At 34.7% G+C, this 16,067-nt stretch carries 18 protein-coding genes; 8 read left to right on the top strand and 10 right to left on the bottom strand.

The genetic code is table 11. The annotated features are described in order from the left end of the window. Window positions 1-19 precede the first annotated feature (19 nt). From ABS764_RS04570 to ABS764_RS04525, 10 genes are all read right to left on the bottom strand, one after another. On the bottom strand, window positions 20-418 hold the full coding sequence (locus ABS764_RS04570; RefSeq protein ID WP_408080427.1) for a hypothetical protein: 399 nt from the start codon (window positions 416-418) through the stop codon (window positions 20-22). Between the two features lie 49 nt (window positions 419-467). Then, window positions 468-1,595 (bottom strand): ATP-binding protein, encoded by a 1,128-nt coding sequence (locus ABS764_RS04565; protein ID WP_408080425.1) that lies wholly within the window; start codon window positions 1,593-1,595, stop codon window positions 468-470. A gap of 177 nt (window positions 1,596-1,772) precedes the next feature. After that, on the bottom strand, window positions 1,773-2,555 hold the full coding sequence (locus tag ABS764_RS04560; protein WP_408080423.1) for an enoyl-CoA hydratase/isomerase family protein: 783 nt from the start codon (window positions 2,553-2,555) through the stop codon (window positions 1,773-1,775). 10 nt (window positions 2,556-2,565) lie between these two features. After that, window positions 2,566-3,981 carry a sensor histidine kinase gene (locus ABS764_RS04555; RefSeq protein WP_408080750.1) on the bottom strand — a complete coding sequence of 472 codons (1,416 nt, stop codon included), beginning with the start codon at window positions 3,979-3,981 and terminating at the stop codon, window positions 2,566-2,568. A gap of 123 nt (window positions 3,982-4,104) precedes the next feature. Continuing rightward, window positions 4,105-4,653 (bottom strand): CopD family protein, encoded by a 549-nt coding sequence (locus tag ABS764_RS04550; RefSeq protein WP_408080748.1) that lies wholly within the window; start codon window positions 4,651-4,653, stop codon window positions 4,105-4,107. Then, window positions 4,640-5,995, bottom strand: coding sequence for an MATE family efflux transporter (locus tag ABS764_RS04545; RefSeq protein WP_408080421.1), 1,356 nt, complete (start codon window positions 5,993-5,995; stop codon window positions 4,640-4,642). Before ABS764_RS04545 ends, ABS764_RS04550 begins: the two co-directional genes overlap by 14 nt. Then, a complete protein-coding gene (gene hemH, locus ABS764_RS04540; RefSeq protein ID WP_408080419.1) occupies window positions 5,996-7,027 on the bottom strand; it encodes a ferrochelatase in 1,032 nt (343 codons plus the stop codon). It lies immediately after the preceding gene. A gap of 117 nt (window positions 7,028-7,144) precedes the next feature. Continuing rightward, window positions 7,145-7,999 carry a helix-turn-helix domain-containing protein gene (locus tag ABS764_RS04535; RefSeq protein ID WP_408080417.1) on the bottom strand — a complete coding sequence of 285 codons (855 nt, stop codon included), beginning with the start codon at window positions 7,997-7,999 and terminating at the stop codon, window positions 7,145-7,147. A 138-nt stretch (window positions 8,000-8,137) separates the two neighbouring features. Further along, window positions 8,138-8,677, bottom strand: a complete 540-nt coding sequence (locus tag ABS764_RS04530) for a YceI family protein (protein ID WP_408080415.1) — start codon at window positions 8,675-8,677, stop codon at window positions 8,138-8,140. A gap of 14 nt (window positions 8,678-8,691) precedes the next feature. Then, entirely contained in the window at window positions 8,692-9,060 is a 369-nt protein-coding gene (locus ABS764_RS04525) for a c-type cytochrome (protein WP_408080413.1), read from the bottom strand. 153 nt (window positions 9,061-9,213) lie between these two features. Between ABS764_RS04525 and ABS764_RS04520 the strand changes: the two genes are divergently transcribed. From ABS764_RS04520 to hemE, 8 genes are all read left to right on the top strand, one after another. Continuing rightward, window positions 9,214-9,603, top strand: a complete 390-nt coding sequence (locus ABS764_RS04520) for a hypothetical protein (RefSeq protein WP_408080411.1) — start codon at window positions 9,214-9,216, stop codon at window positions 9,601-9,603. A 35-nt stretch (window positions 9,604-9,638) separates the two neighbouring features. Further along, window positions 9,639-10,478, top strand: coding sequence for a DUF5777 family beta-barrel protein (locus tag ABS764_RS04515; protein ID WP_408080409.1), 840 nt, complete (start codon window positions 9,639-9,641; stop codon window positions 10,476-10,478). Window positions 10,479-10,615: 137 nt separating this feature from the next. Further along, window positions 10,616-11,044: a hypothetical protein gene (locus tag ABS764_RS04510; RefSeq protein ID WP_408080407.1), complete on the top strand. Its 429-nt coding sequence runs from the start codon at window positions 10,616-10,618 to the stop codon at window positions 11,042-11,044. 18 nt (window positions 11,045-11,062) lie between these two features. Further along, a complete protein-coding gene (locus ABS764_RS04505; protein WP_408080405.1) occupies window positions 11,063-11,653 on the top strand; it encodes a hypothetical protein in 591 nt (196 codons plus the stop codon). A gap of 374 nt (window positions 11,654-12,027) precedes the next feature. Continuing rightward, window positions 12,028-13,287, top strand: coding sequence for a glutamyl-tRNA reductase (gene hemA / locus ABS764_RS04500; RefSeq protein WP_408080403.1), 1,260 nt, complete (start codon window positions 12,028-12,030; stop codon window positions 13,285-13,287). Window positions 13,288-13,362: 75 nt separating this feature from the next. Further along, window positions 13,363-14,289 (top strand): hydroxymethylbilane synthase, encoded by a 927-nt coding sequence (hemC, locus tag ABS764_RS04495; RefSeq protein WP_408080401.1) that lies wholly within the window; start codon window positions 13,363-13,365, stop codon window positions 14,287-14,289. Next, window positions 14,289-14,972, top strand: a complete 684-nt coding sequence (locus tag ABS764_RS04490; RefSeq protein WP_408080399.1) for a uroporphyrinogen-III synthase — start codon at window positions 14,289-14,291, stop codon at window positions 14,970-14,972. Before hemC ends, ABS764_RS04490 begins: the two co-directional genes overlap by 1 nt. Before the next feature lie 53 nt (window positions 14,973-15,025). Further along, window positions 15,026-16,054, top strand: coding sequence for a uroporphyrinogen decarboxylase (gene hemE, locus ABS764_RS04485; RefSeq protein ID WP_408080397.1), 1,029 nt, complete (start codon window positions 15,026-15,028; stop codon window positions 16,052-16,054). The last annotated feature ends 13 nt before the right edge of the window (window positions 16,055-16,067 follow it).

Here is a 16,067-nt window from a genome sequence, read left to right as displayed (position 1 = left end):
TGCTATTTTATAATTAAACTCAAATCCCTTTTTCTTTCATTTCCAGAATCACATCCGAAGCACTTTTAAAAGTTGGGGCTTGCTCAGTGATCGTACCTACTCTTTTTTTATTCAACTTAAAATTTACATCATTTTCAGTAGTGAACAAAAGAGCAGTTAAAAAGGGTTTATTCATGTAAGAGACCAATATTGGATAAGCTTCGTCTAAACTGTGGAAACTTTCTATTTCTTCGGTTTTGTATCGGGCAATAACGGAAAGACTAAACACATCATTCTCCAGTAGAACAGGACGAACATAGATGTTTTTTAATTCGGTATCTCCAATAGTTTTTGCAAGGGTTAATTTGGCAAAAGTTTTATCCTGAATACTTTGTTTCACTCTTTCCCAAAAAAGGGCAAATATAGGCTCGTATGACATGTTTTATCTTTTGTTTAAAATAAAGTTCTAAGTTAAATATGCTTTTAGTTTACAATAAATAATCCCAAAAATTTTCTTTGTGAATTACCTGAGTAGTTTTGGGATGGTACTTTTCTGTAAATGACTTTGTAAATCGCACTTTTTGATTGGGGTTGTATTTGATTTCAAAAGCTTCAATTTCAGTATTTTTTACTTCTAAATAATCGATTTCTGCCTGTTGTGTATTTCTCCAGAAATAAGTGTCTTTAAATTGATTTTCATAAGCCAATTTTTTCTTCCTCTCGCTAATAACAAAGTTTTCCCATAACGCACCAACATCATCACGAAGTTCTATAGGATTAAAATTTTTGATAATTCGATTACGCAAACCGTTATCCCAAAAATATACTTTTCTACCTTTTTTAAGTTCATTATCCTGATTTCTACTAAAAGCAGTTAAACTAAAAACTATAAAATTTTTCTCCAGAATATCAATGTATTTCTCAACAGTTAATCGATTTACCCCCAAATCATTAGAAAGTGCATTCGAATTGACTTCGCTACCAATGCGATAGGCTAACATCTGAACTAATCTTTGTAAAGTTGCCGATTTTTTTATACCCTCCAGGTTCAGAATATCTTTATAAAGAAAACCTTCAACCAGATCATTCAGAATTTTTTCTTCTTTACCAACACTGGTAACCACTTCAGGATAATAACCAAAGACTAAACGGTGCGGAACTAAGCGTGTTTCCTCAACAAAATTAGAATGCTTAACCATTTCGCCATAACTCAAAGGAAAAAGTTGCAATTCTTCTTTTCTTCCCACCATCGATTCCTTAGTTCTGTCAGCCAATTCAAAAGCACTGCTTCCAGAGGCAATGACTTGTATTTCAGGATAATTATCTACCATTCGCTTGATAAGTAAACCAATATTGTGAATCATCTGAGCTTCGTCAATTACTATGATTTTTTTTTCGCCAATTAAGGCTTTCAATCTGTCGGTAGTAATATTTTCTAACAAAATCTGGACGTCGGGTTCGTCTCCATTAAACCACAAAAACGATTGTCCTTTGATTGTCTTTTTTATCAAAGAGGTCTTACCTACTTGTCTTGCGCCAAATACCAATATCGCTTTTCCTTTAAAAAGATAACTGTCAATTTCAGTTTGCGGGCTTCTGATTATCATCTTTCGCATTAATATTAGAATACAAATATAATATTTTGATATTAGAATATCAAAAAAATATAATATTTTGATATTAGAATGTCAAAAAAATATAATAATATAATATTCAAATAAAATTCAAGTTGGCAGACAACTACAGACTAAGACTGAAACTTTGGGATTGAATACTGAATGCTGAATACTTTTTTATTCTCCCGTAAAAACGGCTTTTCTTTTTTCAATAAAGGCCTGAGTACCTTCTTTAAAATCGACGGTTCCAAAACACCGTCCAAAGGATTTTATTTCGGTTTCAAAACCATTTTCTCCTTCTTTGTAACTGGCATTTATAGCAGTCATCGCCATACTAATTGCCGATGGGGAGTTTTTAATAATCTTTTGAGCAATCTCATGACAATATGCTAATAATTCCTGCTGTGCAACTACATGATTCACTAAACCCATTCTGTAAGCTTCCTCTGCTGAAATCATAGCTGCGGTAAGAATCATTTCCATGGCGCGTCCTTTGCCTATTAATTGTGGCAAACGCTGTGTTCCTCCATAACCTGGAATTACGCCTAACGAAACTTCCGGAAGTCCCATTTTAGCAGTATCAGCGGCTACGCGAATATGGCAGGCCATCGCCAGTTCTAATCCGCCGCCAAGGGCAAAACCATTAAGAGCTGCAATTACCGGTACTCGTAAATTTTCAACGAAATTGAATAAGATATCCTGACCCTGAGCCGATAATTGTATGCCTTCCTCGATTGAAAAATCAGCAAATTCAGCAATATCTGCTCCGGCAACAAAGGCTTTTTCTCCACTACCTGTTAAAATCACAGCCTTTATATCAGGATTTTGTTCCAAAGCAGAAAAAGCCTGATGCAGTTCCTGAATGGTACTTTTATTTAAGGCATTTAATTTTTGCGGACGATTAATAGTAACCGTTGCAATAGTCTGCTCTTTTGTAATCAAAATATTTTTGTAGCTCATTGTATTGATTTTAAGAGTTAATAATGGGAAGTGAAACGGTAAAACGGGTTCCGTTTCCGTATTCAGTATCAAAGCTGATGCTGCCTTTATAATTTTCGATAATATTCTTTATAATTCCTAATCCCAGTCCCATTCCACTGCTTTTAGTGGTAAACTTAGGTTCAAATATACGATTGACATCTTCAGTTTTAATTCCTATTCCATTATCCTGAACAATAATCAGGACATTTTCTTCTTCTTTTTTTACTGAAACAGATACCGTTTTATGTTCTTGTTGCTCCGGAATGGACTGAATGGCATTTTTTACTAAGTTAGTAATAATTCGTATCAATTGCGTCCTGTCTATCTTCGAAATTATTTCGGGAGCATCACTTTCAAAAACAATATGATTTTCATTAAAGATATCTAAGGCTAATTCGACTACTTCTACCACATTTAAAGTTTCATTTTGCTGTGCCGGCATGGAAGCAAAATTAGAAAATGCCGAAGCTACTGAATTCATCGTATCAATTTGCTGAATTAATGTTTCTGAATAATCATGCATTTTCTGTTTGATATCCGGATCATCCGGATTAAATCTTCTTTGAAAACTTTGCACCGTTAATCGCATGGGCGTTAATGGATTTTTAATCTCGTGCGCCACTTGTTTGGCCATCTCGCGCCAGGCTTCTTCCCTTTCGCTTTGCGCCAGTTTAATAGCACTTTTTTCTAATTCATCAACCATTTGATTGTAACCGCGAATTAGTAAATTGATTTCTTTACTGCTGGCCGAAAGAAGGATTTTTTCGTTTTTCTGATTCAGTCGGGTTTCATTTAACTTATCAGAAATGGTTTTTAAAGATTTCGTTATATACGAAGAAAGAAAATAGGCCAAAGCAAAAGCCACTATCAGCATAAAAGAATAAACCTGCCCTAAACGGATAAGAAAATTATTGAGTTCTTTTTGATAAAAACCATCGTCTTCCTGATAAGGCAAATTTAAAACTCCCAGCGGTTTGAATTTATCATCCTTAATTTGTGTAAAAGAGGAGCGGTTTTTAATTCCGTTAATGGTTTTTATATCTACATAGCGTTTTTCAATCGAAGAACGCACCAGTTTTAAAATATATTTAGGAATAGGCGGTGCGACTTTATCTACTGAAAAAGATTCCTTTGAGGACTTTAATAACTTTCCATTTAGGTCATAAATATTAATTTCACTATTGTGAATATGTGCAATTTCGTGAATTCTGTCCTTAAAAATTAAATCTAAGTTTTCGGTCGTCAGCGGATAAGTAGTGGTAGAAAGCACATAATTAATATGTTCCCGAACGGCATTTTCCTTGCGCTCTAAACGTTCTTTATGGTATTCTTTAGCCTCATTTTTAAATTGGATTATCGAAATAGAAGCCAATAAAATTGAAGCAACAATTATCACTACGATCATCGAAAGAAAAATTCGGATTCGCAACGAAAGCATGGATAATTTAAAGCTTTTTGGCATAATTTAGTGATTCGTGAATTGTAATTAGTGATTAGTAAATGCTAATTACTCCTCACCAGTTACTAATTACTGCTTTTCTCTTATTCTTTTATAAAATTTAAACCCCAGCATAATTAAAACCGAAAACAAAACAATTCCGATTACCCCATAAATCCAGTTAACGGCATTTTTTAAAACTACTAAAAAAACAACCGCAAAAAGAATAATGGTGGCTCCTTCATTCCACAAACGCATAAAGTTAGTCGTGTATTTTACCTCGTTATTTTGCAATTGTTTAAATATCTGATGGCATTTTAAATGGTACAAATACAATGCAAAAACAAAGCCAAGTTTAACATGCATCCACGACATTTGCAACCAGGAATTTCCAAGTTCTGTAAAAAACAACATCCAAAAAGCAAAAAAACTGGCCAGAACAGCCGATGGCCAGGTGATAATATACCACAGTCTGTAACTCATGATTTTAAATTGTTTTTGCAAAATTTCTTTTTCCGGAGAAGGTTTATCTGCAGCTTCAATCTGGTATACAAACAAACGCACAATATAAAACAATCCTGCAAACCAGGTAATTACAAAAATTAAATGCAGTGATTTTAAATAATTATAGTATTCCATCATTAGTCTGAATCAATTTGGTATTCATTTCTTTTTTAAGAAAATAGGCTGTCAATAAAGTCGAACAAACATCTGCTATTGGAAAAGCAACCCAGACTCCAAAAATACCGAAAAAATTTGGTAGAATAATAACTAATGGAATCAGGAAAAAACCCTGTTTGCTCAAGGTTAGCAGCAACGCTTTTCTGGCTTTTCCTGCCGCCTGAAAATAAGCCGCACCAATCAACTGAATGGCAATAACCGGAGAAGCTGCAAAAACCCATCTTAAGGCAACCGTAGTATCCGCATTTACCTGAATATCATGCGTAAAAACACTTACTATTTCAGAGGCAAAAAACAAAATAAAAAGATATATAACCGTAGCTAATAAAGCCGCATATTGAATGGAAACCCGAATACTCTCATTAACTCTTTTAAAATTATCAGCGCCATAATTATATCCGGCAATAGGAATAAATCCCTGAGTGATACCTAAAATGGGAAATAAAGCAAACATCAGCATTCTGCTTACAATTCCGTAAACCGTAATAGCACTTTCACCTCCGTAAGAATATAGAGTATGATTGACAATAATAGCAAGAATACTAATAACACTCTGCCGGGCAAAAGTAACAAAACTTAATCCAGTAATTTCTTTTACAATAGGGAGATTCCATTTAAAATGGTGAGGTTTCAACGTCAATTCGCTTTTAAAAACAAAAAACCAAAGCACAAACAGAAAACACATCACATAAGAAATAGTGGTCGCCATTGCAGCACCAAACATTCCTAATCCTAATATTTTTATAAAAAGAATATCCAGAGCAATATTAACAAATGCGGGAATAATCATAGCCACCATCGCAAACTTGGCCTTACCTTCGGCTCTGATGATGTTATTGCCCATCATGCACAAAGCCAGAAAAGGAACCGAAAAAATAAGCGGAGCAAAAAATGCCGTTGCCAGTTCCATGATGGAACCTTTAGCACCAAAAATAAATAAGATATCTCTACTGAAAAACAGACATAAGAACATAAAAAACAATGATAAAGCCAAGGTCATCATAATCTGATTTCCAAAAGTATGTTCGGCTTTTTCTTTATTCTGGGCACCCAGAGCTCTGGAAAGAACCGAGCCTCCTCCTACTCCAATTGCCATTCCCAGAGAAGAAATTAAAAAAGTGATGGGCAATACGACGGTCACAGCAGCAATTGCCAGTGAACCAATCCATTGCCCAACAAATATGGTATCAATTAAAATATTTAACGAAAGAAATAAAATCCCAACTGAAGCAGGAACAGCCTGTTTTACAAGGAGTTTTTTAATACTTTGAGAGCCTAATTCTTCCGCGGATACTGCCATTTATGCCATTTTTTGTGCAGAAACAGCCCATTCCTTAATCCAGTTACTTACGGTCTCACACCAGGAATCATCATCGTTCAGACATGGAATTGCCAGAAACTCTTGTCCGCCATTTTCCTCAAATTCTTCTTTGGCACGCATCGCAATTTCTTCTAATGTTTCTAAACAATCTGTAACAAATGCAGGGGTAACCACTGCAATTTTCTTAATTCCTCTGGCCGGCATTTTATTAATTTCTACATCGGTATAAGGCTCTAACCATTTATCACCTGCGAGTCTGGATTGAAAAGTAAGGCAATATTTATCCTCAGGAATTCCAAGTAATTTTACAATTTGTCGGGTGGTTTCATAACATTGATGGCGATAACAAAAATCATGTGCCGGCGATGGCGTGTTGCAACAAGAACCATCTATTTTACAATGTGATTTAGTGACATCGGTTTTTCGAATGTGACGCTCCGGAATTCCGTGATACGAGAAGACCAGCTGGTCATAATCAAATCCTTCCAGATGTTTTTTCATCACATTAGCCACGTTCTCAATATAATCGGGTTTATTGTAAAATGCCGGAACATCGGTAAAAGTCATATGGGGAAATTTCTTTTTTCTGATTTCCTCGGCTTTTACTAAAATGGTTAATGTGGAAGCCATAGCGTATTGCGGATACAACGGAAAAAGCAACACCTCAGTAACACCCTGATCGTGCAATTCCTGAAGTCCTTTTTCAATAGTCATAGTACCATATCGCATCGCTAATGCAACAGGCGTATCTACTAATTTTTTGACTTTTTTATGCATTCTTTCTGAAAGAACGATTAATGGCGAACCTTCTTCCCACCAAATTTTCTCATAAGCATGGGCGGATTCTTCCGGACGTTTTCTTAAAATAATTCCACGAACCAGTAAAGCGCGTAACAAAAACGGAACATCAATAACGTATTTGTCCATCAAAAATTCGTCTAAATACGGTTTTACATCTTTGGGAGTCGGACTCTCCGGAGATCCTAAATTTACTAGTAATACGCCTTTCATAGGTAGTTTTTTAATTTTTTTCAAAAGTACTGCGAGCTGCTTTTGAGAAATATGATAAATGTTATTTTTTATTTATATTTTAATATTCAAAATCAATACTGTGCCTGAGATTGCTGTTTAAATGGACATTAAATATTTTTTAGGAGTGGTTCCAAATTTCTTTTTGAAGGCAGCAATAAAATGACTTCCGGTACTGTAACCAATTTTTAAACCTACTTCGTTTACATTATAAGAACCACTGTCGAGTAGTTTTCGGGCAAAATCCATTTTGTAATCAAATAAAAAACCATAAACAGTGTCGCCGTAAATTTGTTTGAAACCCATTTTGAGTTTTTTCAAATTTAATCCTACCTGATCGGCTAATTCCTGTAATCCCGGTGGTTCAGACATATTAGCAATTATAATTTCTTTGGCTTTCTTAATTTTCAATACATTTTCCTCATCAACCAGAAACGGACATTGTTCGGCATCTGGGTCTTCATTTCGATTAAAAAAAAGACTTAATAACTCGTATCCTTTTCCTTTGTAATACAAGTTTTTTATGGATGGATTAAGGTTATAATGAAACATCTGGTTTAAAACAATAGCCATCGACGGACTAATTTCGCTTTCGTTATAATACTTTTTTTCCTGATTTTCTTTGCTTAAAAACGGAATATGCTCGGCATCACTGGTAAATAATCCATGGAATTTTTTAATGGAAACAAATATGGAAATCAACCAGGTTTTTGGTGCAATTTCTACATTAAGCGGCAATTCTTTTTCGGTATTATAAAACAATAAGGCTTTTTCTTCTTTTAAATTCAGTACATAATTGCCCTGATTAAAAATGTAATTAGCGCTTCCTTTCAAACCAAAATGAAATTGTATCAGCCCTAATTGTACCGGACGTTGAAAAGTGAGTACCTCATCAGTATTGTTTTGAAAACGAATTAAAATAAAATCATCGTCAATTTTTATTTCTTCCTCCATTTTTTTGATTTACTTAATTCAACTTACTATTGTCGTTTTTAGTCAAACGACTCTTTTTGGTCTTTCAAAATTAAATCTTTTTGAGGATTTATTGTTTACTTCCTTCTAATTTTATAAAATCTTTATTGTTTAGACCGCTTATTTCAACAGCGCATCGACATGAATATTGATTTTATTGGAAACCTTTTTCTTAACCACAGCCGGAATAGAAATATCAAAATCACTGGCATTCACTGAAAAATCAGACACTAAAGTAATACCGGAACCGGATTGGCTCATTTGGGCAATGGTTTTTACCGCAACCGTTTTACCATGAAGTTCTAATTTCCCGTTGATTGTAAAGTTTTTAGGGGTTTCATTTAGACTATCGACATTAAAATTTTCTATTTTCCCTTTAAAAAGCGCTTTTGGATAGCGGTCGCTTTCCATGTAATTTTCATTGAAATGCTCTTCCATTAATGCCACTTTAAACCGGAAACCTTTCACCAAAGCTAAACTGGCTATCTCTGCTGTTTTAGGGTTTAAAACTACCGTTACATTTGTATTAGTGGCTTTAACCTCTTCAAAAGAAGGTACCGAAGCTTCAAAAGTAATATTCCCCGTTTTACAAATCATTTTATCCTGAGCAATTGTCCATCCTGAAACCAGTATCATTGCTATTATCAAGTAGTTTTTCATCGTATTTTTTTAAATTATTGTTGTAACAAACCATCTTGTTGCCATTGTGCTACAATATCAATAGTAGCCTGAGGCAAGCGGGGTCCGCCTTGGGGCATTAATAAACTATTTCCGTTATTTAATGAAATTCTATTGAGTAAACCCCTGTTCTGAATGGCATTTTTTACCTGATCATAGGTCACTAATGCCATTGGAGCGCCATTTCTGGGCGTTGCCGCATGACAGGAAATACAATTATTATCGATAATAGATTTTACATTTTGCTGATATGTTACGGCAGTATCATTAGGTACATCCTCCATCAGAGTATCCGGATTATCATTCGAACAGGACATTAAAAAACTGGCTGACAACAGCAGCGGAAAAAGATTTTTTGGTTTCATAACAATTGGTTTTAGATTAAAAAAAGGATTGCATCTCTTAGATAACTCATGTACGTTGAAAATGCTTATCCAGTTTTGTCCCACACTTTTTATTTTAAAAAAACCAATCTTTCTGTTTTAACGTAGATGAAATTACACCTTAAAACCACCGCCATGAAGAAAAAAATCCTCATCGGAATTCTTATCTCAGCTGTTATTGTCATTGTTTTTTATGGCTACATCTACCAAAGTCACCGTGACATTAGTACTGAAGCAGCAACTTATAGTATAAGCATTCCCGAATTAGAAAAAGAATTTACGACTAATGATAGTCTGGCATTATTAAAATATCAGGATCAGACTATCGAACTGAAGGCACAAATAACGGCAGTTGACATTGAAAACAAAGCAATTATTCTGGACAATAAAGTATTTGCCACGTTCAATGAAAGCTTGCCAGAAAACATTCTTCCGGGAAAAACTATCATAATTAAAGGGCGATTTCTGGGCTATGACGACTTATTAGAAGAATTTAAACTTGACCAGAGTTCTGTTATTAGATAGCAAACCAATTAACTAACAATCCAAAATTATATTTTATGAAAAAGTTCCTCCTACTCTTATTATTATTCCCGCTAATCTCTTTTTCGCAAGAAGATTTATTAAAAGGGATCGATACAATTTCCGGAAAAGAAAAAGTATCCTCAGCATTCAAAGGTTTAAAAATTGTCAATCTGGAATCGACTAAACTGGCTGCAAAAGGCGACTTGTATTTTATTGTTGCGCACCGGTTTGGCTCCGTAAAAGATGGTTTTGAAGGTTTTTTTGGCTTGGATAATGCAAACACACAACTGAAATTTGTTTACGGGTTAACCGACTGGTTAACAATCAGTGGTGCCAGAAGCGAACTAGCCTATGATTTTTCTGCAAAATATACTTTGATGAGCCAGATTACAGATGGTTTCCCAATAACTATTGCGGGTTTTTCAAGTTTAGCCATTAACAATACACTCAAAGAAAGTTTGTACCCTAAACTACAATTCGATGATCGGTTTACGTATGTACAGCAAGTATTGATTTCCAGAAAATACTCTGAAAAATTATCTCTGGAATTAGCACCAACCATTTTTCACGAAAATTTTGTAGACAATGCACAACAGGATAATACACAATATGCCATTGGTATTGGCGGTCGCTATAAATTATCCAAACGCTGGTCGCTTAATATTGATTATGCCGCACATCTAAACAGAGCTTCCAATTCTGTTTACAAAAATCCACTTTCAGTAGGTTTTGATTTAGAGACGGGTGGACATGTTTTTCAAATGCATTTTACCAGTTCTCAGGGGATTCATGAAGCAGGGTATTTAGGTCAGACTACCGGAGACTGGACCAAAGGAGATGTATTTTTTGGTTTTAATTTGTTAAGAGTATTTTAGAAAAACCGCCTTTTTTACCCTACTTCAAAACAAATCGGTATTTAAAACAATTCTAAATTAATCTTTTTCTCATAAATTCTAAAACCACAGCAAAAAAACATTCGTAAATAATTTTGAAAACCTAAAAAATTATTAAAATGAATAAAACAGTCAAAAAATTACTCTACGTAATCTCGGGAATTGCAGTGCTGTTCATAGCTATTTTGCTTTTTCACATTATTACAGCAAAACCAGCCGTTTATGATAGCCCAAATTTACAAGTCAGTCGTATTGATTTTAAAGCCAATATTGATTCGGTTCAGGCCAAGCAAATTTGTGCCGATTTAAGAACCATCAAAGGCTTAACATCTGATTCCATTATTGTAAAAAAAAATGTTGTCGTGTATTTCCACAACAATAAAATCACTAATTCAGAAAAAGTTTATAACGAATTAATGACTAAAAGACCTTATGAAGCGAAACGCTTTTTACTACCTGCCAATATGGAAAATAAAGAAGTTTGCCCGGTGGATCAGAACAGTTTCGCATACAAAGCATCAAAAACAATAAATCAATTTTTTAATTAATCCTTAAATTCAATTATTATGAGAAATTTTTCTAAGATTACACTAAGTGTATTACTAATTGCGTCAGCAGCATTTACTTCCTGCAGTGACGATGATGATCCAAAACCAGATCCGGTAGAAGAGTCAATTTACACTCGTTTAGGCGGAACAAAAATGGTTACTGACCCTGATGATTCAAGTAAAATGATTGAAGCAGGAAGATTATCTTACCGTAAAGTGGTAAACTCTACCGTAGGACTTATTGTTGCTGACGTAGAAAATAATGCATCCGGAAATCTAGGAGCTCATTTTGCACCACTTTTAGCAGAAGTTGGAGCTGGTAACACTACTAAATTAGCAGTTCTAGTTGATAATCTGACTGATTTTTTCTCTTCTGCTACAGGAGGAACAAATCCGGTAAACACCTATTCAGGTTTAAACATGGTTGATGCTCATGATCCGGCTAAAAACCCTCGTATGGGAACAAAATCTTCTAATGCCGATTACACAAAATTTGTGGGTTACGTAGGTGCTGCTGCAGTTGCTAATAAAGTTGAGGCAAATACAGAACTATACGCTGATATCGTTGCTGTACTAGAATCATTGAGAGCACCAATTGTTCAAAAATAATTCTATTAAAATAAAAAATGCTGCCTTCAAATGTCAGGCAGCATTTTTTTATCAAAATACAATTTAATCAGACAACTGGAATTGTTATATTTTCTAGTAAATGAAAACATGAATTGTATTTTAATAACATTTAAAAGAACTCTAAGCGATATTTTTTCGTAACCCAAACTAAAGTCTAATCGTTTTGTTATTTAGAACAAATCTACATAAATAGCAAAAGAACACCTGATTTTACTCTATTTTTAAATATAATCGATTTTGTAAACACTATTTTGAATCAATTTGTCATGAAGCGATACAAAAAGAACTTACAGCGTTGTTTTTATAAAATAGTTAATAATAATTTTGTTGAACTTTTTAAGGAAAGTATAATTATGGAAAATTTTAACATGTCCAGAAACAGCACTTTTTACGCTTTAGGTCTAAGTTACAAGAAAGCAGATGCAACGATTAGAGGAAAATTCAGCTTAGACGCCAAGGCTCAATCTATTTTATTAATGCAGGCTGAAGCCGAAGGAATCGAATCATTAATAGTTACTTCTACCTGCAACAGAACTGAAATTTACGGTTTTGCCAATCATCCTTATGAATTAATCAAATTACTTTGCGAAAATAGTAAAGGTTCGGTTCAGGAATTTCAGGAAGTCGCTTATATTTATAAAAATCAGGATGCAATTAATCACATGTTTCGTGTAGGAACAGGATTAGACAGTCAGATTTTAGGAGATTTTGAAATCATCAGCCAGATAAAAAATGCTTTTAACCAAAGTAAATCCTATGGTTTAGTAAACAACTTTTTGGAGCGTTTAGTAAATTCTGTGATTCAGGCTAGTAAAAAAATCAAAACAGATACTGAAATTTCTTCCGGTGCAACCTCAGTGTCTTTTGCATCGGTTCAATATATTATCAAGAATGTAGCAGATATTTCGAATAAAAATATCTTACTTTTCGGAACGGGAAAAATTGGCAGGAACACCTGTGAAAACCTTGTAAAACATACCAAACACGAACAAATTACTTTAATTAACAGAACCAAAGATAAAGCCGAGAGACTGGCTGAGAAACTGGATGTAGTAGTTAAAGATTATGCTGATCTGCAACTGGAATTACAAAAAGCTGATGTCTTAGTAGTGGCAACCGGAGCTCAGAATCCGACTGTGGATAAAGCAATTCTAAATCTCAAGAAACCATTGTTGATTTTAGATTTATCGATTCCTAAAAATGTGAATGAAAATGTTACCGAAATTGAAGGTGTTACACTCATCCATATGGATCATTTAGCGCAAATGACCGATGAAACTTTAGAAAACAGAAAAAAACATATTCCTGCTGCCGAAGCTATTATAGAAGAAATAAAAGACGAATTCAGAAGCTGGACAAAAGGAAGAAAATTTGCTCCAACTATCAACGCCTTAAAAGCCAAACTGAACGATATTAAAAATTCAGAATTGGATTTTCAAAGTAAAAAAATGGCTGATTTTAACGAAGAACAAGCCGAAATCATCAGCAACAGAATCATTCAGAAAATCACGACTCATTTTGCCAATCACCTCAAAGATGAGAATACCATGGTAGATGAAAGCATTGAATGGATTGAAAAAGTGTTTAAAATTGAAGCACTGGTAAGTAAATAAACCAGAAAAAAAGAAAGAACCTCAATTCCTTAATGGATATTAATTTATATCCTATTTTTGGAATAAAATATAAAAATGGCAGAAAAAACAATACGTATAGGTACAAGAGATAGCGAACTCGCATTATGGCAAGCCCACACTGTTCAAAATAAACTAAATGATTTAGGTTATAAAACTCAAATTGTAGCCGTAAAATCCCAAGGCGACATTATTCTTGACAAACCCCTTTACGAATTAGGAATTACCGGAATTTTTACCAAAACTCTGGATATTGCCATGATTAACGGTGATGTCGATATTGCCGTACATTCGATGAAAGATGTTCCAACGGCTCTTCCTGTTGGAATTGTTCAGGCTGCTGTTTTAGAAAGAGCCAATACCTTAGATATTTTAGTGCATAAAGGAAACTTAGACTTTTTGGAAGGCAACGGAACTATTGCCACCGGAAGTTTACGACGTCAGGCACAATGGCTGAACAAATACCCAAATCATACCGTAGTCGATTTGCGTGGAAATGTAAATACCAGAATGCAAAAACTACAGGACAACGACTGGAACGGAGCTGTTTTTGCAGCAGCAGGACTGGAAAGAATCAATTTAAAACCAAGCGATTACATCGATTTAGACTGGATGATTCCGGCACCGGCTCAAGGCGCTATGCTAGTGGTTGCTATGGGGAATGACAATTATACACTGGATGCTCTTTCTAATTTAAATCATGTTGAAACCCAAATTTGCACGCATATAGAACGCCAGTTTTTAAGAACTTTAGAAGGTGGTTGTACCGCTCCTATTGGTGCTTTGGTAAAATACAATGAAGAGGAAGACACCATACATTTTGATGGCGTTTTGTTTTCATTAGACGGAAAAGAAAAAATCGAAGTCCATAAAATCGTGGATATATCCGAATGGAAGAAATTAGGATTTTATATGGCAAAAGAAATTCTGGAAAATGGCGGAGCTGAACTGATGGCAGCAATTAAAACTAATTTGAAAAAATAATGAGTCAAATAAGTATTCTGTCTACCAAAACCTTATCCCCCGAACAAAGACAAGCATTTCTTGATGCTGGTTTTGATCTTTTAGAACAAGATTTTATCGAAATTAAAAACAGTAATTTCGAATTAAAAGACCTCAATACAAATCTGATTTTCAGCAGTCAAAATGCCGTTTTAAGTTTAATGGAACAAAACGGCTGGGAAAAACTGCAAACCAAAAGTGTTTTCTGTGTGGGCATAAAAACTAAAGAATTACTGGAGCTTAACGGTTTTACAGTAGATGTATATATGGACTATGCCTCGGAATTAGCCGAAATTATTACGTTAATTTACAACAAAGAAAGCTATACTTTTTTCAGCGGAAACCTACGCAAAGAAACTTTACCCCAAGCATTAAAAAATGCAGGCATCACATTCAATGAAATTGAAGTGTATCAAACTGCATTAGCTCCTTTTAAAATATCCAAAGAGGAAAAATTTGATGGAATTTTGTTTTTTAGCCCTTCAGCTGTTGAAAGCTATTTAACAAATAATAAAATCAAAAAAGAAATTTGCTTTTGCATCGGTAATACCACCGCAAAAACATTAGAAGCAAATAAAATCAAAAAAATTATAATTCCGGAAACACCAACAATTGAAGATGTTATTGTTGAAGTTATAGAGTATTATAAATCTGAAAGTGTCTAGCTGACAATAAAAAAATCCAAAAACCCCGTTGAGGAATAAAAAAAGATAGAATTATGTTAAAAAATGACTTGTTTTTAAAAGCACTAAAAGGAGAAACTGTACAACGTCCACCGGTTTGGATGATGCGTCAGGCAGGAAGATATTTACCAGAATTTAGAGCTTTACGTGATAAATATGATTTTTTTACCCGTTGTGAAACTCCGGAACTGGCTGCCGAAATCACAGTACAACCTATTCGTCGTATTGCTCCGGATGCCGCTATCTTATTTTCGGATATTTTAGTTGTTCCAAGAGCTATGGGAATTCACGTGGAATTGAAAGATAATTTGGGACCTATTATCCCGAATCCAATTCGCACCATGGAACAGGTAAATCAGGTTTATGTTCCGGATGTGAATGAAACTTTAGGTTATGTTTTTGACGCCGTGAAATTGACCAAAGAAATGCTGAATGACGAAGTTCCGTTAATTGGTTTCGCAGGTTCACCTTGGACAATTTTCTGCTATGCTGTGGAAGGAAAAGGTTCGAAAAGCTTTGATACTGCTAAAGGATTTTGTTTCTCAAATCCGGTAGCTGCTCACACTTTATTACAAAAAATCACCGATACTACCATTTTATACTTAAAAGAAAAAGTAAAATCAGGCGTGAATGCCGTTCAGATTTTTGATTCCTGGGGAGGAATGCTTTCTCCGGTTGATTATCAGGAATTCTCATGGAAATACATCAACCAAATCGTTGAAGCTCTTGCTGAAGTAACTCCGGTAATTGTTTTCGGAAAAGGATGTTGGTTTGCTTTGAACGACATGGGGAAAAGTAAGGCTTCAGCTCTTGGTGTAGACTGGACTTGTTCGGCCAGAAATGCCCGTTATTTATCAGGAGGAAACGTAACTTTACAAGGGAATTTCGATCCTTCAAGATTGCTTTCGCCAATTCCAACCATCAAAAAAATGGTACACGAAATGATTGACGAATTCGGAAAAGACAAATACATCGTAAATCTGGGTCACGGAATTTTACCAAACATTCCTGTGGATCACGCCAAAGCGTTCATTGATGCGGTGAAAGAGTACGGAAATAAATAGTTGACGGTTTTTA

It is taken from the genome of Flavobacterium plantiphilum (assembly GCF_046000495.1).
GTDB classification, from domain to species: domain Bacteria; phylum Bacteroidota; class Bacteroidia; order Flavobacteriales; family Flavobacteriaceae; genus Flavobacterium; species Flavobacterium plantiphilum.
The sequence above is the reverse complement of the archived record's forward strand: the minus strand, read 5'-3'. Positions and strand labels throughout refer to the sequence as shown.

Excerpts from the sequence above, each read along its gene's own strand:
- ABS764_RS04570 (WP_408080427.1), bottom strand. The coding sequence starts at position 418 with ATGTCATACGAGCCTATATTTGCCCTTTTTTGGGAAAGAGTGAAACAA.
- ABS764_RS04515 (WP_408080409.1), top strand. The coding sequence starts at position 9,639 with ATGAAAAAGTTCCTCCTACTCTTATTATTATTCCCGCTAATCTCTTTT.
- ABS764_RS04525 (WP_408080413.1), bottom strand. The coding sequence starts at position 9,060 with ATGAAACCAAAAAATCTTTTTCCGCTGCTGTTGTCAGCCAGTTTTTTA.
- hemA (WP_408080403.1), top strand. The coding sequence starts at position 12,028 with ATGGAAAATTTTAACATGTCCAGAAACAGCACTTTTTACGCTTTAGGT.
- ABS764_RS04535 (WP_408080417.1), bottom strand. The coding sequence starts at position 7,999 with ATGGAGGAAGAAATAAAAATTGACGATGATTTTATTTTAATTCGTTTT.
- hemC (WP_408080401.1), top strand. The coding sequence starts at position 13,363 with ATGGCAGAAAAAACAATACGTATAGGTACAAGAGATAGCGAACTCGCA.
- ABS764_RS04565 (WP_408080425.1), bottom strand. The coding sequence starts at position 1,595 with ATGCGAAAGATGATAATCAGAAGCCCGCAAACTGAAATTGACAGTTAT.
- hemH (WP_408080419.1), bottom strand. The coding sequence starts at position 7,027 with ATGAAAGGCGTATTACTAGTAAATTTAGGATCTCCGGAGAGTCCGACT.
- ABS764_RS04520 (WP_408080411.1), top strand. The coding sequence starts at position 9,214 with ATGAAGAAAAAAATCCTCATCGGAATTCTTATCTCAGCTGTTATTGTC.
- ABS764_RS04560 (WP_408080423.1), bottom strand. The coding sequence starts at position 2,555 with ATGAGCTACAAAAATATTTTGATTACAAAAGAGCAGACTATTGCAACG.
- ABS764_RS04545 (WP_408080421.1), bottom strand. The coding sequence starts at position 5,995 with ATGGCAGTATCCGCGGAAGAATTAGGCTCTCAAAGTATTAAAAAACTC.
- hemE (WP_408080397.1), top strand. The coding sequence starts at position 15,026 with ATGTTAAAAAATGACTTGTTTTTAAAAGCACTAAAAGGAGAAACTGTA.
- ABS764_RS04510 (WP_408080407.1), top strand. The coding sequence starts at position 10,616 with ATGAATAAAACAGTCAAAAAATTACTCTACGTAATCTCGGGAATTGCA.
- ABS764_RS04505 (WP_408080405.1), top strand. The coding sequence starts at position 11,063 with ATGAGAAATTTTTCTAAGATTACACTAAGTGTATTACTAATTGCGTCA.
- ABS764_RS04555 (WP_408080750.1), bottom strand. The coding sequence starts at position 3,981 with ATGATCGTAGTGATAATTGTTGCTTCAATTTTATTGGCTTCTATTTCG.
- ABS764_RS04550 (WP_408080748.1), bottom strand. The coding sequence starts at position 4,653 with ATGGAATACTATAATTATTTAAAATCACTGCATTTAATTTTTGTAATT.
- ABS764_RS04530 (WP_408080415.1), bottom strand. The coding sequence starts at position 8,677 with ATGAAAAACTACTTGATAATAGCAATGATACTGGTTTCAGGATGGACA.
- ABS764_RS04490 (WP_408080399.1), top strand. The coding sequence starts at position 14,289 with ATGAGTCAAATAAGTATTCTGTCTACCAAAACCTTATCCCCCGAACAA.